Raw genomic sequence first — 23,658 nt, 5'->3', positions numbered from 1 at the left:
CATGAAGTCACGCGCAGCCGTTGCCTGGGAGGCAAAAAAGCCGCTCACCATCGAGACCGTTGAAATTGGCGGTCCACGCGCTGGCGAAGTGCTGGTCGAAATCATGGCGACCGGCGTTTGCCACACCGATGCCTACACGCTTTCCGGCCTTGATTCAGAAGGCAAGTTCCCAGCCATTCTCGGCCATGAAGGCGCAGGCATCGTGCGCGAAGTGGGCGCTGGAGTTACTTCTGTGAAGCCGGGCGATCATGTGATCCCGCTTTACACGCCGGAATGCCGCCAGTGCAAAACCTGCCTGTCGCAGCGTTCAAACCTCTGCACCTCGATCCGCTCAACGCAGGGTCAGGGCCTGATGCCTGACAAAACCTCGCGCTTTTCGTGCGATGGCGGCGAAGTGTTCCATTATATGGGCTGCTCGACCTTCTCGAACTTCACCGTTCTGCCAGAAATCGCAGTCGCCAAGGTCCGCGAAGACGCACCTTTCGACAAGATCTGCTATATCGGCTGCGGCGTAACTACCGGCATTGGCGCAGTTATTTACACGGCTAAGGTTCGTCCGGGCTCCAATGTTGTTGTGTTTGGTCTTGGCGGCATTGGCCTCAATGTCATTCAGGGCGCACGCATGGTTGGTGCGGATAAGATCATCGGCGTCGACATCAATCCATCCAAGGTGGAAATGGCAAAGAAGTTCGGCATGACCGACTTCGTCAACCCGCGCGAAATCGGCAATGACAAGGTTGTGCAGGCCATTCAGGATCTAACTGATGGCGGCGCAGACTACTCGTTCGACGCGACCGGCAACACTGATGTCATGCGTCAGGCGCTCGAATGCACCCATCGCGGCTGGGGTGAATCGATCATCATCGGCGTGGCGGAAGCCGGCAAGGAAATTGCCACACGTCCATTCCAGCTTGTCACCGGACGTGTCTGGAAGGGTACTGCATTCGGTGGCGCGCGCGGTCGTACCGATGTGCCGAAGATCGTTGACTGGTACATGGAAGGCAAGATCGACATCGACAGCCTCATCACCCACACCATGCCGCTTGATGAAATCAACACAGCTTTCGATCTGATGCATGAAGGCAAGTCGATCCGCTCGGTGATTGTCTACTGATGAGTGAGAAGCTTTTTACCTCCCATTGGGATGAAATCGACAACCTGACCCCGCGCGCGCTTTATGCGATGCTGAAGCTGCGCGTGGACGTTTTCGTGGTGGAGCAGAATTGCCCTTACCCCGAAATCGACGGTAAGGATTATGACGCATTTCACCTACGCATTCTCGATGGTGAAGAACTCGCAGCAAGTCTGCGGGTTCTGCCACCAGAGAAGGATAGTAAGCCAGTGAAGATCGGCCGCGTTGTCGTGGCAGCCGATTATCGTGGCTACAAGCTTGGTCAGCGTCTCATGAAAGAGGCTGTCGCCTTTGCTCAGACACGTTTTCCGGGCATTGCCATTGAGCTTGGCGGACAGAGCCATTTGCAGAAATTCTATGGCTCGTTCGGCTTTGTCGCGATTTCGGAAGAATATCTCGAAGATGGCATTCCGCATGTCGATATGCGGCTGGCACCACAGGAAAGTGTGGCCTGATGTTTCTGCTGCGCCGCCATATGTCCTTTTATCTGGCAGCCATTGGTGGCGCTGCAACCTTCATTATCGCATGGCTTCTTAAAAGCCCGCTTGCCCCGGTCATCGGGGCAAACTGCTTCTTTGTGCTCTATCTCGTTCTGGCGCTTGCGGCTTTACCCAAGCTCACCGCGCCCTATCTCAGAAAACATGCGGCAACGGCGGATGAGCCGATCTGGATCATCTTTCTGGTGACATTTGCCACCGTTGTTGTGGCTGTGGTGTCGCTGTTCATCCTGATAAACCAGCAACCCAAAGCCGACCTGTTTTCGCTCGTCATGACGCTTGCGGCTGTGCCTCTCGGCTGGTTTACGATCCACATGATGACGGCGATCCATTACGCACACATGTATTGGCAGCCACGCGAACCCGCAGGCGACGATTCAGCCCATGCCAGCAGATATAGGGGCGGCTTCAATTTTCCAGAAACGCCACAGCCCTCCGGCTGGGATTTCGCCTATTACGCCTTCATCATCGGCATGACGGCACAGACGTCCGATACCAATGTCACGACCACCGCGATGCGAAAAGTGACGCTTCTGCACAGCGTCGTGTCATTCTTTTTCAATACGGTCCTTGTTGCGGCGACAGTGAATGTCGTGGTCGCACTCGGAAGCGGATAAAAATCAGGAACTCTCATGGAAACGATTTCGACTGCAAAATGCTTTGGTGGAACGCAGGGCGTCTATCGCCATAAGAGCGAGACCAACCAGTGCGATATGACCTTTGCCGTTTTCCTGCCACCACAGGTAAAAGATGGCCCTGTGCCGGTACTCTGGTATCTTTCCGGCCTCACCTGCACCCATCAGAATGTGATGGATAAAGGCGAATATCGGCAAATGGCATCAGAATTAGGAATTGCCGTTATTTGCCCGGATACAAGTCCACGCGGTGATGACGTGCCGGATGAACCGGATAACTGGAAATTCGGCAAAGGTGCTGGCTTCTATGTCGATGCCACACAGGAACCATTTGCCAAAAACTATCAGATGTATAGCTACATCACTAAGGAACTGACTGATCTGGTGGCAGCTGAGTTTCCGCTTGATATGTCGCGTCACGGCATCACCGGCCATTCGATGGGCGGCCATGGCGCACTGACCATTGCGCTCAAAAACCCTGACCGCTTCAAATCGGCATCGGCTTTTGCACCGATTGTCCAGCCTTCAACGGCTGGCTGGTCGAAGCCTGCGCTGGAAAAATATCTGGGCGCTGAAGAACGCGCATGGCGTGCCTATGATGCCACGCTGCTGATTGAAGATGGCTATCGTTTCCCGGAATTTCTGGTCGATCAGGGCACAGCCGACGGCTTTCTGGATGAAGGTCTGCGTCCGTGGCTTCTGGAAGAGGCATGCAAGAAGGCTGGTATTCCGCTCACGCTCAATATGCGTGAAGGCTATGATCATTCCTATTTCTTCATCTCGACGTTTATGGGCGATCATCTCAAGTGGCATGCAGAGCGGCTGAAGTGAGGCGCTGATTAGCGCTTGACCACCTTCATCGGCAGGCCGCCCTGTGGCTGGGTAGTGAGTTTCTGTACCGGCCACGGCTTCGTCGTTTCGAGCACGTCGAAGCGGTGTTCGCGTAGCAATATAGCAAGGGCAATGACCGCTTCCTGAAGCGCAAAACTTGCACCGATGCAGACGCGCGGACCTGCGCCGAACGGCAGATACTGGAAACGGTCGATCTGGTCACGATTTTCAGGCCAGAAGCGTGACGGCTTGAAAGCGTCCGGCTCCTGCCAGTAAAGCCTGTGACGATGGATCACCCATGGCATCACCAGAACGGCAGTCCCCTTGGCAATTTTCAGATCGCCATAGGTATCATCGACTGCTGCCTCGCGATTGATTGAAGGCGCAGGCGGATAGAGCCGCATCGCTTCCTCGAAAGCTGCACGTGTGAAAGGCAGTTTCGCCAACCATTCCTGCGACGGCAGATGATCGCCACCATCCGCGAAGAAAGCATCGATTTCGGTTTCCACCCGATCACGTTCCTGCGGCGCTTTGGCGAGCAGATAGAGCGTCCAGCCGAGCGCGCGGGCAGTCGTCTCGTGGCCTGCGCCAATGAAGGTGATGATGTTATCTTCGATCTCTGAACGGGTCAGTCCGTCCGGTCCTTCAGCGCGCAGAAGCAGCGTCAGGAAGTCGTTTGGAACAAACTCACCCTTGTCCATGCGCGCTTTGCGCATAGCAATGGTACCTGAAACAAGCTCGCGGAAAAAGCCAAGCGATTGCTGGCCACGTAAACGCGTGAAGCGGGGCAGCCAGTCCGGCAGGCCCAGCAGATCAAAGGGATCGACGCGCCCCATGGTTTCAAACAGCTTGTCGATCTGTTGGGCGAAATCATTGGGGTCGCCAGCAATTTCACCGGAAAACAGCGTTTCGGCCAGAATATCGTAGGTGAGAAGCGTCATGTCATGGGCGACATCGGTGATGATGCCGCTCGTCTTGTATCGCTCCGCGAAATGACGTGAGCGCTCCCGCATGGTCTCAGCGAAACCGCCAATATGGCGCGGGGTAAAGACCGGTGCCATGGCTTTGCGCGAACGCTTCCAGACTTGTCCCTCAGCAGTCAGAAGACCATCGCGCAGAATGGGGCGCAGCACGCGCTGGCGGATAGCGGACATAGGGTAATTTGCGGCATTATCGACCAGCACGTGGCGGATCAGACCCGGATCATTGGCTATGACGGTTTTCATGCCGAACCAGCTGACGGAAATCCACGGCTCGTTATAGGAAGGCTCGCCCCACAATTCGAGCGGATTCTTATAAACCACCCGCATCATCTCGAACCGCCCAACCGGCTTTTCACGCGGGCGTGGGGCGGGCGGAACGAAGGGATTTGCGGTTTCGGTCATCTTGGCTGCAACTTCCATCAAGCGTTCCTTTTTTATAAAAATCAGGGTTTATAAAATCAGGTCAAGAACGCCCCCGTTTTGAGAATATAAGCGTCAATTGTGGCGGTTCCAGAGAACCCACGCCAGCCCAATTCTGTATAGGTTACCAAATGAGCGGAATCCCCGGCAAATTTGGCCCCAAAATTTGGAAAAATTGCCTTTAACGCCTATATTAAAGCCATGTTTGTCGTGTGATTCGACATGGTTTTTGATGCTGCAATCGCAGCAGGCTTTAGGGCCGCGTTCGCGGCGCATTTTCGAAAGATTTTCATGAGCGAGACTCCAGAGATGAATTCCGAAGCCCCCGCCGAATACGGCGCGGATTCCATTCGTGTGCTGAAAGGTCTGGACGCAGTTCGCAAGCGCCCTGGCATGTATATCGGTGACACGGATGACGGCTCCGGCCTGCATCACATGGTCTACGAAGTCGTGGACAATGCAATCGATGAGGCGCTTGCAGGCCACGCTACGCTTGTAACCGTGACGCTTAACGCCGACGGCTCCTGCACCGTGACCGATAACGGTCGTGGCATCCCGACCGATATCCATAAGGAAGAAGGTGTTTCGGCTGCCGAAGTCATCATGACTCAGCTTCATGCCGGCGGTAAGTTCGACCAGAACTCCTATAAGGTTTCCGGCGGTCTGCATGGCGTGGGCGTTTCGGTTGTGAACGCGCTGTCGATCTGGCTCAAGCTGAAAATCCGCCGCGCTGGCAAAATCCACGAAATGGCCTTCACCCATGGCGTGGCCGATGCTCCGCTTATCGTGACAGGCGATGCAGGCAGCGACACCGGCACCGAAGTCAGCTTCCTGCCGTCGCCCGATACGTTCACCATGATCGAGTTCGATTACGATACGCTGGAACGACGTCTGCGCGAACTGGCGTTTCTGAATTCAGGCGTCCGTATCAAGCTTGCTGATCGTCGTCATGCCGATATTCGCGAACAGGAACTCCACTATGACGGTGGCGTCATCGAGTTCGTAAAATATATCGACAAGGGTAAGAAGGCGCTTCTGGAAACACCGATCTATATCAAGAGCGAAAAAGACGGCATGACCGTTGAAGTCGCCATGTGGTGGAATGATTCCTACCATGAAAAGGTGCTTTGCTTCACCAATAACATTCCGCAGCGCGATGGCGGCACCCATCTGGCCGGTTTCCGTGGTGCGCTGACCCGTCAGGTGACGGGCTATGCGGATGCTTCCGGCATGACCAAGAAAGAAAAGGTGCAGCTTACCGGCGATGATTGCCGCGAAGGCCTGACCGCTGTGCTTTCCGTCAAGGTTCCGGACCCTAAATTCTCGTCGCAGACCAAGGACAAGCTCGTTTCCTCGGAAGTGCGCCCGGTCGTGGAAAGCCTCGTCAACGAAGCGCTTTCGACATGGCTGGAAGAGCATCCGGCAGGTGGCAAGACCATTGTTGAAAAGGTCATTCAGGCAGCCGCCGCTCGTGAGGCAGCCCGCAAGGCCCGTGATATCACCCGCAAGAGCAATCTGAGTGTGACATCGCTTCCCGGCAAACTCGCCGATTGTCAGGAACGCGATCCTGCGAAATCAGAAATCTTCATCGTCGAGGGTGACTCTGCAGGTGGCTCCGCCAAGAGCGGTCGTTCACGCCAGAACCAGGCTATTCTGCCGCTGCGCGGTAAGATCCTCAACGTGGAACGCGTCCGCTTTGACCGCATGATCTCTTCCGATCAGGTCGGCACGCTGATCACTGCCCTCGGCACTTCGATCGGCAAAGACGAATCTCACGGTTTCAATCCTGACAAGCTGCGCTACCATAAGATCATCATCATGACGGATGCTGACGTCGACGGTGCGCATATTCGTACGCTGCTGTTGACCTTCTTCTTCCGTCAGATGCCGGAACTGATCGAGCGTGGCCATATCTATATCGCGCAGCCGCCGCTCTATAAGGTGTCTCGCGGCAAGTCCTCGCAATATATCAAGAATGAAGCGGCCTTTGAGGACTTCCTCATTGAGACCGGCCTTGAAGAAGCAACTCTTGAAATGGCGAGCGGTGAAGTGCGCGCCGGACCGGATCTTCGTTCCGTCGTCGACGATGCGCGCACGCTGCGTCAGCTTCTTTCGGGCCTTCATACACGCTATGATCGTCGCGTGGTTGAGCAGGCGGCGATTGCAGGCCTTCTCAATCCGAATGCAACCGCCAATGACGCTACTTCGCAGGCTTCTGCGGATATCGTTGCCAAACGTCTCGACATGATCTCGGAAGAAACCGAACGTGGCTGGACCTCCCATGTGACGGAAGACGGTGGCTATCGCTTCGAACGCATGGTGCGTGGCGTCAAGGACGTCGCCATTCTCGATATGGCACTGCTCGGCTCTGCCGATGCTCGCCAGATCGACCGCGTAGCCGGACGCCTGTCGGAAGTTTTTGCAGAACCGCCTTTGCTTCGTCGCAAGGACAAGATCGAGACACTTTCCGGCCCGATGGCACTGCTTGATGCGATCTTTGCAACAGGTCGCAAGGGCTTGACGCTGCAGCGCTACAAAGGACTGGGCGAAATGAACGCCGAACAGCTTTGGGAAACCACGCTTGATCCAAATGTGCGTTCGCTGTTGCAGGTCAAGATCAATGACGCGACCGACGCAGATTCGCTGTTCTCACGCCTGATGGGTGATGAAGTTGAACCACGCCGCGAATTCATTCAGGAAAACGCGCTGAGCGTCGCCAATCTCGACGTCTGATAAACCAGCCCCGGAAAGACATGAAAACTTTCGGGGGACTTCCAGTTTTACAGCAGTTCCAGTTAAGACTGAATCGTTGGAACCGCTGTAACTATTTGTTTTTACGCATTGTCCAATGCAAAACCGGTTTCCACTTTTGCTGGAAATGCTTCAAGACAAGAAAAAGCCCGCCAATTGGCGGGCTTTTCTATGACCGGAAATTACTCTCCGCGTGGCTTTTTGGAATAGCCATCGTTAGATTTTTTGCCATCCTTCTTGAAACCGTCTTTCTTGAAGTCGCCCTTAGGCTTCGACCAGCCGCCTTTTGCCCCATCACGATTATTGTCGCGCGGACCATCACGGAAATCGCTCTTGAACTTGTCGCCGCGTGGCTTGAAGTTGCCTTTGCCTTCACGCGGGGCTGCATCGCCACCAGCGCCTGCAACGGCGGTGCGGATCACGAGACCCTTTTCGCCAGTACCGCGTTCTTCAACCGAACGACGGAATTCGTCGGCCTTGGCTGCGGTAATTTCAAAGCGGGTTTCATTATCGAAAATCTTGATCGAACCAACATCGCGCTTGGAAACGTCGCCTGCCTTGCAGATCAATGGCAGCAGCCACTTCGGATCGGCGCGGTGTTTGCGACCGGCGGAAACCGAGAACCATACGCCATCGAAACGTGCGTTGCGGTCGAAACGTTCGCCCGGTTCGCCACGATCAAAACGCTCGCCACGTTCTGGACGATCACCACGCTCTGAACGTTCGCGAGGCTTCTTGCTGGCAATCGGATGAACCGGTGCATCAGAAATATCTTCAGCTGCAGGCAATGCTGCGAGCTCGCGATTGAGGAATGCGCTTGCTATCTGTTCCGGCGTATAACGCTCGGTCAGTGCCTTCAACAGGTCCTGATGCTCTTCATCAACCGGCTGGCTGAAAGCTTCGCCATTGAGAATGCGTTCGTTGTTCTTGGCCTGAACGGCTGCAATACCTGGTGCCGGAACAGTCTGCGCATCAAGCTTTGCCATATGCAGAAGACGCTCTGCAATGCGGCGACGCGAGAACGGAACCACCAGAACACAGGTGCCCTTGCGGCCCGCACGGCCAGTACGGCCAGAACGGTGAAGCATGGTTTCAGCATTGTTTGGCAGATCGGCATGGATAACCAGATCAAGGTTTGGCAGATCGATACCACGTGCAGCAACGTCGGTTGCCACGCAAACGCGGGCACGACCATCGCGCATTGCCTGAAGCGCATTGTTACGCTCGGCCTGGCTCAGTTCACCCGACAGCGCCACAACCGCAAACCCGCGATTGGAAAGGCGGCTCGCCATGTGCTTTACCGCTTCGCGGGTCGAGCAGAAGATGATTGAGTTCTGTGAATCGTAATAAAGCAGCGTATTGATGATCGCATGGTCACGCTCTTGCGGCGGAACCGGCATGGCGAAATAATCAATATCGGCGTGCTGACCGGCTTCACCAGCAGCAGAAATGCGCAGCGCATCTTTCTGGAAGCGCTTGGCAAGCTGCGCAATCGGCTTTGGTACGGTTGCCGAGAACATCAGTGTGCGACGGTCTGCCGGTGCTTCACCAAGAATAAATTCGAGGTCTTCGCGGAAGCCCATATCGAGCATTTCGTCGGCTTCATCGAGCACGACGACGCGAAGCTGCGACATATCAAGGGCATTGCGCGTAATATGATCGCGCAGACGGCCTGGTGTGCCGACAACGATATGCGATCCACGTTCAAGCACACGGCGCTCGGAACGAATATCCATACCACCAACGCAGGATGCAATGGTGGCACCCGTATCGGCATACAGCCATTCCAGCTCGCGACGAACCTGCAATGCCAGTTCACGCGTCGGCGCAATAATCATGGCAAATGGTGCTTCCGGGCGGCCAAAACGCAGCTCATCGCCAAGGATGGTCGATGCCATGGCAAGGCCAAAAGCAACCGTCTTGCCGGAGCCTGTCTGTGCGGAAACGAGCAGATCGGCATCCAGTGTTTCAGGAGCCAGAACAGCATTCTGAACAGCGGTGAGTGTATTGTAACCACGAGCGGCTAATGCTCCGGAAAGTGCCGGAGCGATTGTTTCAGGTAGGGACATGAATGACTTTCAAAAAAGCTTCACAAGCCGCAAACCCATTGGTCACAAACCCACTGGCGACTACCGAAGCAACAGAATTGCCGCCTACCTATAGCGTCAAACCGCTCAGGTCAACCGGTTGAGACCCTAATGGGCCTCATCCCAGTTATGCGCTGCACGCGCATCGACATGCAAAGGCACCGAAAGTGACACTGCTGGCATGGCTGCATTTTCCATAATATCGCGCACCAGCGAAATCGTCTTTTCCACTTCATTTTCAGGCACTTCGAAGATCAACTCGTCGTGCACCTGCAACAACATACGGGCCGCAAGCTTTTCATTGGCCAGTGCAGTTTCCATGCGGATCATGGCACGACGGATAATATCTGCAGCAGCTCCCTGAATAGGGGCATTGATGGCCGCCCGTTCATTGAATGCCCGCACCTGTGGATTGGATGCTTTGATGTCGGGATAATGCGCGCGACGGCCAAAGATGGTTTCGACATAGCCATGCTCGCGGGCAAAGGCCTTGGTTGCTTCCATGTAATCCTTGATACCGGGGAAGCGCTCGAAATAAGTGCGGATATATTGCCCTGCTTCTTCACGCGGGATTGAAAGCTGGTTGGCAAGGCCAAAGGCCGAAATACCGTAAATGATGCCGAAGTTGATCGCCTTCGCACGGCGGCGCACTTCTGACGGCATACCTTCGACAGGCACACCAAACATTTCTGAAGCCGTCATCGCATGAATGTCGATGCCGTTCGCAAATGCCTGTTTAAGCTGCGGAATATCGGCAACATGGGCCAGCACCCGCAATTCAATCTGGCTGTAATCGGCAGAAACCAGCTTGTTGCCGGGTTCGGCAATGAAGGCAGTTCGGATCTTGCGGCCTTCAGCAGTACGCACTGGAATGTTCTGCAAGTTCGGATCAGATGAGGACAGACGGCCTGTCGAGGTGGACGCCATCGCATAAGATGTGTGCACGCGCTTGGTCTGCGGGTGGATATAGCCCGGCAAAGCATCGGTATAGGTGGATTTGAGCTTGGTCAGCTGACGCCAGTCGACAATCTTGCGCGGCAGCGGCAGGCCTTCGGCGGCGAGATCTTCAAGCACCTGCGCAGAAGTGGACCATTGGCCGGTCTTGGTCTTGGAAGCGCCGGGAAGTCCCATTTTTCCGAACAAGATATCGCCAAGCTGCTTGGGCGAACCGATATTGAATTTCTCTCCGGCCAGTTCGTAGATTTCTTCTTCATAACGCGCGGCAGACTGGGCAAGATCACCCGACAGACGCGAGAGAACCTGACGATCGACGGAAATGCCGCGTTCTTCCATGCGGGCGAGCACATCAACCAATGGGCGTTCAAGACGCTCATAAACTGACATGAGGCCCTCTGCGGCCAAACGCGGCTTCAACACTTGCCACAAGCGCAGCGTTACATCGGCATCTTCTGCGGCATAGGCTGTCGCGCGATCAATATCGACCATATCGAAGGTTACAGCGCTTTTACCGGTGCCCGCCACATCCTTATAGGCGATTGGTGTATGGCCCAGCCAGCGCTCGGAAAGCGGGTCCATGCCATGGCTCCCGGTGCCTGCATCCAGCACATATGAAATCAGCATCGTATCATCAAAAGACACGGTGTTGATGCCGTGGCGGCGCATGACCAGCCAGTCATACTTCATGTTCTGCGCGATCTTGAGAACGGATTTGTCCTCTAGAACGCGCTTCAAAGCAGCCAACGCTTTATCCAGCGGTATCTGCCCTTCGACCATGCCGCCACCGAGCAGATCGCCTGCGCCGGATTTGTGCTGGAGCGGGATATAGGCAGCTTTGCCCGGAGCGAGAGCCAGCGAGAAGCCGATCAGTTCAGCCTGCATCGGATCAAGCGAATTGGTTTCGGTATCAAACGCGACAAGGCCCGTCTCTATGGCTTCGGCCAACCACTTGTTCAGCGTTTCGATGTCGCGAATGCATGTATAAGCGCTCGTATCGATCTTTTGAGCCAAAGCATCGGATGCACGCTTTTCTGCAAGTGCCTTCGGCGTATAGCCATCTGCGGGCTGCACTGCTTCTACAGAAGAACTTTCGGGCGTAGTCGTATCGTCCGACTTCACTGGTACATCAACATCAGGACCATGGGCATCCGCGCCCCATTCTGTCTCGATATGACAAGGCTCAACGGCCGAGGCATCTGTGTCTGTTGCTTCCGCCACGCGACGCGTGAGCGACGTGAATTCCATGGCTTTGAGGAATCCAATCAGTTTCGGTCCGTTCTCCGGCTCCAGAATAAGACCTTCGAGATCGACATCCAGAGGCACGTCGGTCTTGAGCGTTACCAGTTCACGAGCGATCTTGGTCTGGTCAGCATAAGCGATGATGTTTTCGCGGCGCTTGTTCTGCTTGATCTCAGAAGCGCGCGCGAGCAGCGTATCGAGATCACCAAACTCTTCCAGCAATTGCGCAGCCGTTTTTGGCCCTATGCCGGGAATACCCGGAACATTATCGGTGCTGTCGCCAGTCAGCGATTGCAGATCGATCATCTTTTCCGGCGGCACACCCCATTTTTCGATCACTTCCGGGATCGAAATCTGCTTGTCTTTCATGCCGTCATACATCGACACCTGCGGTGTGACGAGCTGCATGAGATCCTTGTCGGACGAAACGATGGTAACATCGCCACCTGCCGCTTCAGCCAGACGGGCATAAGTCGCGATCAGATCGTCGGCCTCAAATCCCTCTTTCTCGATGCAAGGCAGATTGAACGCGCGCGTTGCCTGACGGATAAGGCCGAATTGCGGAATGAGGTCTTCCGGCGGCGCGGTGCGGTTCGCCTTATATTCGGGATAAATCTCTTTGCGGAAAGTCTGCGACGAATAATCAAAAATGACCGCGAAATGCGTTGGCACGACGCCGACATCGGTATTTCGCGCATCCTTCAGCAGCTTCCACAGCATGTTGCAGAAGCCGGACACGGCCCCTACCGGCAAGCCATCCGTCTTGCGGGTCAGCGGTGGCAGGGCATGATAGGCACGGAAAATATAACCCGAGCCGTCAACGAGAAAGAGATGATCGCCTTTTTTCATGTCATAGAATTAGAGGAAACCACGCACAAAGAAAACCGGCCTTGTGTCAAGAGAAACATGTGTCCACCGTTGGATCACGCGTGGATCACACAAGCGCGCATTTCAGTGACAGAAGCTACTCCAGATCTTCCTGTATGAACTCGCCGGAGACATGAATATCGATCATCTCCAGAAGACCCGGACCGACATTAACGTATTTGTGTGGAATATTGGCTGCACCAAATACGATGCTGCCTTCTTCGGCTTCGAATTGCTCTTCGCCAACCGTGAAAAGGGCTCGGCCTTTGCGCACAATAAAGATCTCGTCATAGGGGTGACGATGCAATCTGGGGCCACGCCCAGCCTCTTCGGTTGCATAGAACATGACGGACGCACCCGTTCCGAACACATTTCCTTCAAACTCGCCGTGCCACTTGCCTGGCGTCTTTTCCCAGTCCTTCTTACCCAGCATTGTCATCTTATCCATAAGCGCCTCTTCTCTCACGCATTTTCACGCTATCACCGATAACGGATTCCACCCGCCAAGGTAACGTTTATGTTACGAATTTGTAATCTTAAATGCCCTTGAATAGCCACAGTTGGAGGGCCAGATTACACCCATCGACAGTACGTCGGTCGCCGGTTTTCTGACCCGTCCCCCGTTGGATACCGGTTGTTCGCGACAGCCTCATTCCCCTCTCCGGGCTGTCGTTTTTGAGTGTAGTGATATGGCCGTTGTGGTAACCCCCTCACCGCAACGGCCAATTCATTTTCTGGTCCCAGTTTTGCGTTCATATTGGGTTTCTTCTTCGAGTTGGTGGTTGTAGTGTGCCATCAGTTTTACGACTCGTCAGGAAGCATCCATGTCCGCGCAATCACTCGATAAAGTCCTCAATTATCTCGACACAAATCTCGATAAGAGCATCGACCACCTGTTCGATCTTTTGCGGATCAAGTCGATTTCGACCGATCCGGCTTACAAAGCCGATTGCCGCAAGGCTGCCGAATGGCTGGTCGAAGACCTGAAGTCGATTGGCTTTAATGCAAGTGTGCGCGACACACCGGGGCATCCAATGGTCGTCGCCCATCACGATGGCGCTACAACTGATGCACCGCATGTGCTGTTTTATGGCCATTATGACGTGCAGCCGGTTGATCCGCTCAATCTTTGGGAAAACGATCCGTTTGATCCTGCAATCAAAGACGTCGGCAATGGCCGCAAAATTCTGACTGGTCGCGGAACATCCGACGACAAGGGCCAGCTCATGACCTTTGTGGAAGCCTGTCGCGCTTACAAAGCCATTAACGGCAATCTGCCCGTGAAGGTGACATTGCTGTTTGAAGGCGAGGAAGAATCCGGCTCACCATCGCTGAAGCCGTTCCTCGATGCAAACAAGGAAGAGCTGAAGGCCGATGTAGCACTTGTTTGCGACACCGCCATGTGGGATGCCGAAACGCCCGCGATCAGCGTTGGTCTGCGCGGACTTGTCGGCGAACAAATTGTCATCAAAGCTGCGGATCGCGATCTGCATTCGGGTTTCTTCGGTGGTGCCGCTGCCAACCCGATTCATATTCTCAGCAAAATCCTTGCAGATCTTCATGACGAAACCGGCCGTGTTACGGTTCCGGGTTTCTATGAAGGCGTGGAAGAAACGCCGTCGCAGATTTTGCAGTCCTGGGAAAGCCTTGGCCGAACGGCTGAAAACTTCCTCGGCCCGATTGGTCTTTCAATCCCATCGGGTGAAAAAGGCCGCAGCGTTCTGGAACTGACCTGGGCGCGCCCAACGGCTGAAGTCAACGGCATTATCGGCGGCTATACCGGCGAAGGTTTCAAAACCGTGATTGCTGCGGAAGCATCCGCCAAGGTTTCGTTCCGTCTCGTCCACAAGCAGGATCCAGTCAAAATCCGCGCAGCTTTCCGCGCTTTCGTCGAAGAGCGTCTGCCAGCCGATTGCTCGGTCGAGTTTCATCCTCATGGCGGATCACCGGCGATCCAGCTGCCATATGATTCCCCGCTCGTTTCCAAAGCCAAGGATGCGCTTTCAGACGAATGGCCGAAGCCAGCCGTATTGATCGCCATGGGCGGATCGATTCCGATTGTCGGCGACTTCGACAAATTCCTCGGTATGGAATCTTTGCTCGTCGGTTTCGGTCTTGAAGATGACCGCATTCATTCGCCCAACGAAAAATATGAGCTGAACTCCTTCCATAAGGGTCAGCGCTCTTGGGCGCGTATTATGGCCGCTATCGCGGCCAACTAAGGCTCGCATTATGGCCGCTACGGCGGCCAACTAAGGAAAACTATATGACGATCCGTTTTCACAAACACGATTTGCCCAATCTGGATAATTATCAGGTTGATGCAGTCGCTATCGACACCGAAACGCTGGGTCTGAACCCGCATCGCGACAGGCTTTGCGTCGTTCAGATCTCGCCTGGCGACGGCACGGCAGATGTGATCCAGATCGAAGCCGGACAGAAAAAAGCCCCCAATCTGGTCAAGCTGTTGAAAGATCGTTCGATCACCAAGATCTTTCATTATGGACGGTTCGACCTTGCGGTGCTGGCACATGCTTTTGGCACCATGGCGCAGCCGGTTTTCTGCACGAAGATCGCATCGAAGCTCACCCGCACCTATACGGATCGTCATGGTTTGAAGGAAATCTGCAACGAGCTTCTCGATGTTTCGATTTCCAAACAGCAGCAATCATCTGATTGGGCAGCGGAAGTGCTTTCGCAGGCCCAGCTCGATTATGCCGCCTCAGACGTGCTTTATCTGCATCGCCTGAAAGCAGTATTCGAGAAACGCCTGGAGCGTGATGGCCGCGCGAAACAGGCTGAAGCCTGCTTCAAATTCCTGCCAACCCGCTCGGAACTTGATCTGATGGGTTGGCCGGAGACGGATATTTTCGCTCACTCATAAAGCATCAGACGGTGGCATGAGAGATAGCTCTCTCATGCCATTTTCTTTAACGCGCGTCCTGCCCGAAAGCCGTTTCACACTTTTCGGGATGCGCTTGAGCCGCCGTTTTCTTTTGCGGAGCGCGATCAATATAAGCCCACGCCGGACGACGGAACAGGAACTGTCCAAAACCAGTCCATTGAATAAGCCCGTAGAGAACGACCGGACCGATAACACCGCTTGCGGTCGTCAGCAGTGAAACCGTTCCGACATCCAGAAAGCCAACTTTCAAAAGAATTGTCCGGGCAATCGCCATCGGCAGGAAGAATGCCAGATAGACGACGATTGAATGCGCGCCGAGCCAGCTTAGCCCGCGATGCAACCAGTTTTTATCCGAAAGCAAGCTCAGCAGCGATGATATCGAAATAATCGCCAATGCTCCAATCAGTCCAAGCAAAAGCGACATGATCGGAAGATCGCTCACTGCCCCTCGCCCGTTCAAAAGATCACCAGCAGGAGCGATGAGAGAGGCGAGGCTTTCTGGTATTGGCGTGAAGACCAGCTTATATTCGATGAGCCCCCAGATAAGCAGCCCAACTATTCCCGCAACCGGACGCTGACGCAGCCAATCCGCGATGCGGAAAATCAGGGGCGCGAAGGCATAGCCTGCGAAAAAATAAACAAAACGCGAGCAGAACTCGTCAATCATCGTCCAGCCGGTATGGATGGGCAGAATTTCCAGAATAGCCAACAAGGCAAAGGTCAGACCGACAGGCACACGCTTCAACAAGCGTGTCGCAATGAAAAAGACCGGTAGAATGTAGATGAACCAGAGTGTTCCGAAAGGCTCAATGAAGGCCATGAGGTAGGCTTCGACAACACCGGCAATACCTGCCTCACTTCCAATTGCTGGTGCTTTGAATGCAAACTGGATCGTCAGCCATAAGATATAGAAATACAAAAAGTGTACGACCTTACGATCGAGATAGCGCCGCCATGGCCTGTCAATGACGAGGCTGAGAAACAAGCCGGAGATCAGGAAGAAGTCGGGCATGCGGAAAGGCTTGGCGAAGGCCACGACATGATGCATCCAGCCTTCAGAGCCTGCCGCCTTCTCCACGCCCAGCGTGGAATGCATCATGACGACGAAGATAATGCAAATACCCTTGGCAATATCGACCCAGTCGACCCGCTGTACAGCCCCGGTTGCCCCACCCATTTCATTTTCTCCGCACCCTATATCTCAATATCGATTGCAAAAACATCCTCGCAGAATGCAACCGTGGATTTTAAGCATTTGGTAACCAATAACATCAGCTATTCAAGCTAATCACGATTCTGTGCGCAACTTTTGCGGCAATTACGCGACTGTGACCTTCTTGCTACAGACTCTTTTCGTCAATCGCTTATATTGGGTGCAACAGATTTCGAACTCCCCGTTCTCCAAAGGAGATTTATTATGAAGCTCAAGTCTCTTCTTCTCGCATCCACTGTTGCTCTTCTTGCTGCAACTGGCGCAAAGGCAGCTGACGCTGTAGTTTACGAAGAACCAGCTCCAGTCATCGTCGCTCCTTCCTTTACATGGAATGGCGCTTACCTCGGTGGCCAGATCGGTTACGGTTGGGGCAAGTCGCGTTTTGACACTGATGGCTTCGACCTCGGTAACGTCAAGCCAGATGGCTTTCTCGGTGGCCTCTATGCAGGTTACAACTTCGACCTCGGCAACAGCGTTGTTCTGGGTATCGACGGTGACGTGACCTACAACAACCTCAAGGATAGCGCATCGATCTTTGACGATGCTGGTGTGGATACCGGCGTTGAGCTTGAAAGCAAGCTGCGTTGGTCGGGTGCGGTTCGTGCCCGTGCAGGTTATGCAGTTGACCGCTTCCTGCCTTACATTGCTGGTGGTGTTGCATTCGGCAGCGTCAAGAACACACTCGATAATGGTGTAGACAGCGTTTCACAGAGCAAGACCCTTACCGGCTGGACCGCTGGCGCAGGTATTGACTACGCAGCAACTGACAACGTCATCGTTCGCCTTGAATACCGTTACACCGATTACGGTCATAAGGATTTCGATTTCGGTGGACCAGTCAGCATTCGCGACAAGTTCAAGACCAACGAAGTTCGTCTCGGCGTTGCATACAAGTTCTAATCTGACCTGATCAGATGAATTTTTTGAAAGGCCCTGCTCTGCAGGGCCTTTTCTTTTGCGCTCCAACACCGTTATTTTTTGTGAATGCGGAGTTTACCCCCCTTTAAACTGCCGCATTTACCCTTCAGGCGATAAACGCCCTCGATATATGCGGGTTGATGAATTAAGCGGTTACAAAACCAGTAACCGATAAGCAGGTGGGCGGATCTAGAACGACATGGCATCGCGAGACGGCAGAAACGGACGTATCGAACCTTCCTTTGGCAAGTCGCAGGAGCAGGAAGAGGACGTGTTTCGCGTCGATGAGGAGGAGCGCATGGCCCGTCCCCAACGTAAAAGCAAACCGACGAAAGATCGCGAACCGCGCAGTTCACGTCGCGCGCCCAAAAAACGCGGCGGCTTTTTTGGATTTGTTCGCCGGGTGTTTTACTGGTGTCTCGTGCTCGGCCTTTGGGGCGGTATCGCTTTCGCGGGCATGCTCGTGTATTTCGCGGCCAAAATGCCGCCAACAACTGACTGGACCATTCCGGATCGCCCTCCGAATGTGCGTGTCGTTGATGTGCAGGGCAGTCTCATTGCCAATCGTGGCACAACGGGCGGTGAAGCTGTCGGTCTGCACGAGATGTCGCCATTCATTCCGCAAGCTGTCATGGCAATCGAAGACCGCCGTTTCATGTCGCACTTCGGTATTGATCCGATAGGTCTCGCCCGTGCAATTGTTACCAATGTAACCTCTGGCCGCGCCGTACAGGGTGGTTCGACACTCACACAGCAGCTTGCCAAGAACCTCTTCCTTTCGCCTGATCGCACGCTTGAGCGCAAGGTGCAAGAAGTGATGCTCGCTCTGTGGCTTGAGCATAAATATACCAAAGAGCAGATATTGGAGATGTATCTGAACCGTGTCTATCTCGGTTCCGGTGCCTATGGTGTCGATGCGGCTTCGCGACGCTACTTCGGAAAGTCTGCCAAGGACGTGAACCTCATGGAAGCGGCAACGCTTGCCGGTCTTCTGAAAGCCCCTTCGCGTCTTTCGCCTGCGCGCGATCCAGAGGCCGCAAGTGCCCGCGCCAAGCTGGTGCTGGGCGCTATGCGCGAAGAAGGCATGATCGATGACCGTCAGGTCGCCATCGCAGAAAGCGAGCCGCCAACACGCGCCGCGGCTTATTGGCAGGGTTCTGAAAACTATTTTGCCGACCGGGTGGTTGCCGAGATTCCTGCGCTTATTGGCGAAACGAAAACTGACATTACGGTTGAAACCACTGTCGATCTCAATCTGCAGCGTGCTGGCGAAGAAGCAATCAAGGATCAGATTTCGGCAAATGGTAAAAAGATGAATGTGAGCCAGGGTGCGCTCGTATCCATCGACGGCACGGGTGCCGTGCGCGCATTGGTGGGCGGTTATGATTATGCTGCCAGCCAGTTCGACCGCGTCACCGACGCCCGCCGTCAGCCCGCCTCGTCCTTCAAGCCTTTCGTCTATCTGACAGCACTCGAACAAGGCCGCACACCCGATTCTGTTCGCAACGATGCGCCTGTGCGGATCGGTAAATGGACGCCGAGCAATGACAACGGCAAATATATGGGCGAAGTGACTCTGGCGACCGCCTTGTCTCACTCGCTTAATTCCGTTTCAGCGCAGCTGGTCATGGAAGTTGGTCCACAGACCGTGATTGACACCGCGCACCGCCTTGGCGTTCAGTCGAAGTTGGAACCCAACGCCTCGCTGGCACTCGGCACATCCGAAGTCTCATTGCTGGAATTGGCTGACGCCTATGTGCCTTTTGCCAACGGTGGTTATCGTGCGCCGGTGTATTTCATTACCAGGATCACGGATTCTGAAGGCAAGGTTCTGTACCAGAGAGAAGATGGCGTCGGCCCACGCGTGATAGATGAACGCAATGTCGGCATGATGAATGCGATGCTTCGTCGTACGGTGGAAGATGGCACCGCCAAACGTGCCGCTTTCGGTTGGCCAGCAGCGGGGAAAACCGGAACCAGTCAGAACTTCCGCGATGCGTGGTTCGTCGGCTATACCGCAAATCTCACAACCGGCGTCTGGTTCGGCAATGATGATGGCAAGGGCATGAAACGTGTCTTCGGCTCCACACTTCCAGTTGCCGCCTGGAAAACGTTCATGAAGGAAGCCCATAAGGGCGTGCCAGTCGCAGAACTTCCGGGCCATTACGATATTCAGAATGTTGTACCCGGCGGCAGCGACGGTATCGATCCAAACAATCCATATGAACCCGGCATGATTCCACAAGGCGGCTATGGCGATCAGCCAATGGCAGGCAATGGTGATGACGGCTATTGGCCACCGGCACCTGATTCTGCCGCCCGCAATACGGTTCAACAGGGGCAGCAATCCGGCGTGCCAGCCAACTATCCGGTGAATGATAATGGCGCGCCAGTGCCACCCGGCAATGTTGGCGGTCCACCACCGCAGCAACGCGACTCAACGACATTGCTCGATATCATCATGGGCAATACGCAATAAAGCGCTTCCAGTTAAGACTGAATCATAGGAACCGCTTTAACTATTTGTTTTTATGCATTATCCGACGCAAAACCGCTTCGCACTTTTGCTGGAAATGCTTTAAGAGAGCGCATTCCGAAAAATGCGAAGCGGTTTTCGGAAAAGACGCGCGCCAGATCAAACCTCTCGGAAAGTCGGGCCGATCGCTGATCGACCCGACCTCGCGATCAAGTGAAGCACCACGCATTGCCTGCTGCTAATTCCCCTCGAAATCCTGAGCGGCTTAGTCTATTCAAGGATTGAGAGTGAGGTTTTCATGTCTACAGTTTCCCACACTGATACGTCCCGGTCTGATGCTCCCAAGGCAGATGCGGAACGTAAGACCCTGGTGCTGACAGGGGCAAGTCGCGGCATTGGCCATGCCACGGTCAAGCGCTTCTCGCGCGCGGGTTGGCGCGTCATTACCTGCTCGCGTCAGGATTTTGCCGAAAATTGCCCTTGGCCAGCGGGTCCGGAAGATCACATAAAGGTCGATCTGGCCGATCAGGAAGATATCGGCAAAGCGATTGCTGAAATCCGCCGCAGACTGGAAGCCAATGGCAGCAAGCTGCATGCACTGGTTAATAATGCTGGCATCTCACCCAAAGCAGAAGGCGGTCGTCGCCTGAATTCAATTGAAACGCCCATGGCTGTATGGCGTGATGTGTTTCAGGTGAACTTCATGGCGCCGATCATGCTGGCGCGCGGACTGTTCAAGGAACTGGAAACAGCGCAGGGTTCAGTGGTCAACGTGACATCCATTGCAGGCAGCCGCGTTCACCCCTTTGCAGGCACCGCTTATGCGACGTCAAAGGCTGCACTGGCAGCTCTTACACGCGAAATGGCTTCCGATTTTGGCCCTCATGGCATTCGAGTGAATGCCATCGCCCCGGGCGAAATCGACACAGCAATCCTGTCGCCCGGTACAGACAAGCTGGTGGAACAATTGCCCATGCGGCGCCTCGGAAAGACCTCCGAAGTGGCCGAGACCATCTATTATCTCTGTTCCGAAGCTTCATCCTATGTGACCGGCTCGGAAATCCACATCAATGGTGGCCAGCACGTTTAACCAATTTGCAAAAGTGCTGTGTTGAACAACACCGCGCTTTTGTGTTTATGTTTGTTATTTTCTAACCTTCAATCGATTTAGATCGGTTCCACTTAAGGCAAAATAACCGGAACTGCTCTAACAGTTTATTTTTACGCATTGTCCTGCGCAAAGCCGCTTCGCACTTTTGCTGGACATGCTCTAACAGCCGAGTTGACCCTATGATCCTATGCTGCGGTGAAGCCCTGATTGATATGTTGCCACGCGAAACGACAGAAGGCGGAACAGCCTTTGTGCCTTTTGCTGGTGGCTCGGTGTTCAACACGGCCATCGCACTTGGCAGGTTGAGTGTTCCGACCGGATTTTTCTCAGGCCTGTCATCGGATTTCTTCGGTGAAGTGCTGCGCGACGCCTTGGCGCGCTCGAATGTTGATTATTCCTATTCGGCAATCTCCGATCGACCAACAACGCTGGCATTTGTGCGGCTTGTCGACGGACAGGCCCGCTACGCTTTCTACGATGAAAACACGGCATTGCGGATGCTTTCGGAAAGCGACATACCGCTGATAGACGACGCAATAGATGCACTGCTTTTTGGCTGTATCAGCTTGATTTCAGAACCATGCGGTAGCGTCTACGAAGCACTGATGACGCGTGAAGCTTCAAAGCGGGTCATGTTCCTTGACCCGAACATTCGTGCCGGTTTCATCACCGACCGCGAAAAACATCTCGCCCGCATGAAGCGTATGATCGCGCTCGCGGATGTCGTTAAGCTTTCAGACGAAGATCTCGACTGGTTCGGCGAAAAAGGCAGCCACGACGAAATTGCAGCCGAATGGCTCAAGCTTGGCCCCAAGCTGATCGTCATCACCAAAGGCGCGCACGGTGCCGATGCTTATACTGCGAAGGCAACTGTTCGCGTGCCCGGCGTGAAGGTGGACGTGGTGGATACCGTGGGGGCTGGTGATACTGTCAATGCGGGTATTCTCGCGAGCCTGCATGGTCAAGGATTACTGACCAAGGATGCAGTCGCCAATCTCGACGAAGACCAGATTCATGCAGCCGTGGCATTGGGCGTTCGCGCTGCAGCCATCACTGTTTCCCGCGCGGGTGCCAATCCGCCCTGGGCGCATGAGATGAAGGATTGACGCACGGCAAAGCCGTGACATGATGCGCGCATAAGCATTTCCAGCAAAAGTGTGAAACGGTTTTGCGTTCGGAAATGCGCAGGCAAAAAGCATTTCCGGCAAAAGTGCGCAGCGGTTTTGCCGGAAATGCGCAAACGAAAGTTAGCGCATTATGAGCATCGAATTTCTGCTGACATCCTTCATCATTGTCGCGTCCCCCGGCACAGGGGTGCTGGTGACGCTTGCCGCAGGACTGTCCCGTGGTGCAAGGGCTTCAGTCATTGCCGCGCTCGGCTGCACGCTCGGCATCGTGCCGCATATGCTGGCAGCCGTAACGGGGCTTGCGGCTCTGCTCCATGCCAGCGCACTTGCTTTCGAGGTCATCAAATACGCAGGCGTCGCCTATCTGCTCTATATGGCGTGGATGACGCTCAAGGAGCATGGCACGCTGAAGATAGAGACCGATGATGCTCCGCGTTCGGACCGCGAGGTCATCTGGTCTGCGATCCTCGTCAATCTTTTGAACCCCAAACTATCGATATTCTTCTTTGCCTTCCTGCCGCAATTCGTGAATACGCAGCAGGGCGGAACGGTTACCCGCATGGTGGAACTGTCCCTCGTCTTCATGGCCATGACATTCGTGGTGTTTGCGATCTACGGAGTTTTCGCCGCCGCTGTCCGTAACCAGATCATCTCGCGCCCCGCAGTCCTTGCATGGATGCGCCGTAGCTTTGCTGCCGCTTTCGTCGCGCTCGGGGCAAAACTTGCACTGACTGAACGATAGACCATGGCCCAGAATATTTATGATCGTGACGATTTCTTCACCGCCTATAGCCAGCTGCCGCGCTCAGTGTATGGGTTGGATGGTGCGCCTGAGTGGCCTTATATCCGCTCGCTGCTGCCTGATTTATCCGGCGAAGACATCGCTGATCTCGGCTGCGGATTTGGATGGTTTTCCCGCTTTGCCCGCGAGCAGGGCGCGGCTTCCGTCGTCGGATACGACCTGTCGGAAAACATGCTGGAACGCGCGCGGCACGACACTAAGGACAATGCAATCCAGTATGTACAAGCCGATCTGGAAACATTGGAACTGCCAGAAGCACGTTTCAATCTGGTCTATAGCTCACTCGCCTTTCACTACATCCGCGACTTTACGCGTCTGCTCAACACGATCCATCGTGCGCTTCGTCCCGGTTCCCACTTCATCTTCATGATCGAACATCCGATTTTCATGGCACCGCTAAAGCCCAGTTGGATCGTGGATGAAAACCAAAACAAGCACTGGCCGGTCGATCATTATTCCGTCGAAGGCGAAAGGCGCACCGACTGGCTTGCGGACGGTGTCATTAAATACCACCGTCGCCTGAGCACGACCGTCAATGCTTTGCTTGAAGCAGGCTTCGCCATCAACAATCTTGAAGAATGGCGTCCGACATCCGCACAAATCGAAGCTATGCCCGCATTGCGAGATGAAGTGGAGCGTCCAATGCTTCTGATCGTATCGGCAAGCCGATAGACGGGCACAAAGCAACATCGATCCGCATTGTCCCT

18 protein-coding genes are annotated in these 23,658 nt (G+C 54.5%); 13 read left to right on the top strand and 5 right to left on the bottom strand.

The features are described from left to right. Position 1 precedes the first annotated feature (1 nt). The 4 genes from ACSME1_RS07970 to fghA are packed head-to-tail and all read left to right on the top strand — an operon-like array spanning position 2 to position 3,095. Positions 2-1,114, top strand: a complete 1,113-nt coding sequence (locus ACSME1_RS07970; RefSeq protein ID WP_024898188.1) for an S-(hydroxymethyl)glutathione dehydrogenase/class III alcohol dehydrogenase — start codon at positions 2-4, stop codon at positions 1,112-1,114. Then, positions 1,114-1,587 carry a GNAT family N-acetyltransferase gene (locus tag ACSME1_RS07965; protein ID WP_024898189.1) on the top strand — a complete coding sequence of 158 codons (474 nt, stop codon included), beginning with the start codon at positions 1,114-1,116 and terminating at the stop codon, positions 1,585-1,587. Before ACSME1_RS07970 ends, ACSME1_RS07965 begins: the two co-directional genes overlap by 1 nt. Further along, positions 1,587-2,246: a DUF1345 domain-containing protein gene (locus ACSME1_RS07960; protein WP_007873200.1), complete on the top strand. Its 660-nt coding sequence runs from the start codon at positions 1,587-1,589 to the stop codon at positions 2,244-2,246. The genes ACSME1_RS07965 and ACSME1_RS07960 overlap by 1 nt, the downstream gene beginning before the upstream one ends. A 15-nt stretch (positions 2,247-2,261) precedes the next feature. Next, positions 2,262-3,095, top strand: a complete 834-nt coding sequence (gene fghA / locus ACSME1_RS07955) for an S-formylglutathione hydrolase (protein ID WP_024898190.1) — start codon at positions 2,262-2,264, stop codon at positions 3,093-3,095. Positions 3,096-3,103: 8 nt separating this feature from the next. Here fghA and ACSME1_RS07950 read toward each other — a convergent pair whose 3' ends face one another. Continuing rightward, complete coding sequence (locus ACSME1_RS07950) at positions 3,104-4,498, bottom strand: cytochrome P450 (protein ID WP_100560015.1); 1,395 nt, start codon at positions 4,496-4,498, stop codon at positions 3,104-3,106. A gap of 291 nt (positions 4,499-4,789) precedes the next feature. On the opposite strand from ACSME1_RS07950, the gene gyrB reads away from it, so the two are divergent. After that, complete coding sequence (gene gyrB / locus ACSME1_RS07945; protein ID WP_105705659.1) at positions 4,790-7,231, top strand: DNA topoisomerase (ATP-hydrolyzing) subunit B; 2,442 nt, start codon at positions 4,790-4,792, stop codon at positions 7,229-7,231. A gap of 200 nt (positions 7,232-7,431) precedes the next feature. Here gyrB and ACSME1_RS07940 read toward each other — a convergent pair whose 3' ends face one another. From ACSME1_RS07940 to ACSME1_RS07930, 3 genes are all read right to left on the bottom strand, one after another. Next, positions 7,432-9,318, bottom strand: a complete 1,887-nt coding sequence (locus ACSME1_RS07940) for a DEAD/DEAH box helicase (RefSeq protein ID WP_024898193.1) — start codon at positions 9,316-9,318, stop codon at positions 7,432-7,434. Positions 9,319-9,444: 126 nt separating this feature from the next. Next, complete coding sequence (gene polA / locus ACSME1_RS07935; RefSeq protein WP_105705475.1) at positions 9,445-12,381, bottom strand: DNA polymerase I; 2,937 nt, start codon at positions 12,379-12,381, stop codon at positions 9,445-9,447. A gap of 115 nt (positions 12,382-12,496) precedes the next feature. Further along, positions 12,497-12,847, bottom strand: coding sequence for a cupin domain-containing protein (locus ACSME1_RS07930; protein ID WP_024898195.1), 351 nt, complete (start codon positions 12,845-12,847; stop codon positions 12,497-12,499). A gap of 376 nt (positions 12,848-13,223) precedes the next feature. Between ACSME1_RS07930 and ACSME1_RS07925 the strand changes: the two genes are divergently transcribed. Next, positions 13,224-14,621 (top strand): dipeptidase, encoded by a 1,398-nt coding sequence (locus tag ACSME1_RS07925; RefSeq protein WP_024898196.1) that lies wholly within the window; start codon positions 13,224-13,226, stop codon positions 14,619-14,621. A 44-nt stretch (positions 14,622-14,665) separates the two neighbouring features. Next, positions 14,666-15,283: a ribonuclease D gene (locus tag ACSME1_RS07920; RefSeq protein ID WP_024898197.1), complete on the top strand. Its 618-nt coding sequence runs from the start codon at positions 14,666-14,668 to the stop codon at positions 15,281-15,283. 46 nt (positions 15,284-15,329) lie between these two features. On the opposite strand, the gene ACSME1_RS07915 is transcribed toward ACSME1_RS07920, so the two are convergent. Then, positions 15,330-16,481 carry an acyltransferase family protein gene (locus tag ACSME1_RS07915; protein ID WP_105705476.1) on the bottom strand — a complete coding sequence of 384 codons (1,152 nt, stop codon included), beginning with the start codon at positions 16,479-16,481 and terminating at the stop codon, positions 15,330-15,332. 240 nt (positions 16,482-16,721) lie between these two features. Between ACSME1_RS07915 and ACSME1_RS07910 the strand changes: the two genes are divergently transcribed. The 6 genes from ACSME1_RS07910 (at position 16,722) to ACSME1_RS07885 (ending at position 23,623) form a co-directional block, all read left to right on the top strand. Then, positions 16,722-17,417 carry an outer membrane protein gene (locus tag ACSME1_RS07910; RefSeq protein ID WP_105705478.1) on the top strand — a complete coding sequence of 232 codons (696 nt, stop codon included), beginning with the start codon at positions 16,722-16,724 and terminating at the stop codon, positions 17,415-17,417. A 217-nt stretch (positions 17,418-17,634) separates the two neighbouring features. Next, positions 17,635-19,914: a transglycosylase domain-containing protein gene (locus tag ACSME1_RS07905; protein WP_024898200.1), complete on the top strand. Its 2,280-nt coding sequence runs from the start codon at positions 17,635-17,637 to the stop codon at positions 19,912-19,914. 295 nt (positions 19,915-20,209) lie between these two features. Continuing rightward, positions 20,210-21,001, top strand: coding sequence for an SDR family NAD(P)-dependent oxidoreductase (locus tag ACSME1_RS07900; protein WP_024898202.1), 792 nt, complete (start codon positions 20,210-20,212; stop codon positions 20,999-21,001). 200 nt (positions 21,002-21,201) lie between these two features. Continuing rightward, positions 21,202-22,128 carry a carbohydrate kinase family protein gene (locus tag ACSME1_RS07895; protein ID WP_105705480.1) on the top strand — a complete coding sequence of 309 codons (927 nt, stop codon included), beginning with the start codon at positions 21,202-21,204 and terminating at the stop codon, positions 22,126-22,128. Positions 22,129-22,279: 151 nt separating this feature from the next. Continuing rightward, complete coding sequence (locus ACSME1_RS07890; RefSeq protein WP_105705482.1) at positions 22,280-22,891, top strand: LysE family translocator; 612 nt, start codon at positions 22,280-22,282, stop codon at positions 22,889-22,891. A 3-nt stretch (positions 22,892-22,894) separates the two neighbouring features. Further along, positions 22,895-23,623: a class I SAM-dependent methyltransferase gene (locus ACSME1_RS07885; RefSeq protein WP_105705483.1), complete on the top strand. Its 729-nt coding sequence runs from the start codon at positions 22,895-22,897 to the stop codon at positions 23,621-23,623. Positions 23,624-23,658 lie beyond the last annotated feature (35 nt).

This window comes from Brucella pituitosa, assembly GCF_965577835.1.
GTDB lineage: Bacteria > Pseudomonadota > Alphaproteobacteria > Rhizobiales > Rhizobiaceae > Brucella > Brucella pituitosa.
Note: the sequence above shows the minus strand (reverse complement) of the source record. Positions and strands in the feature narration are given on the sequence as shown.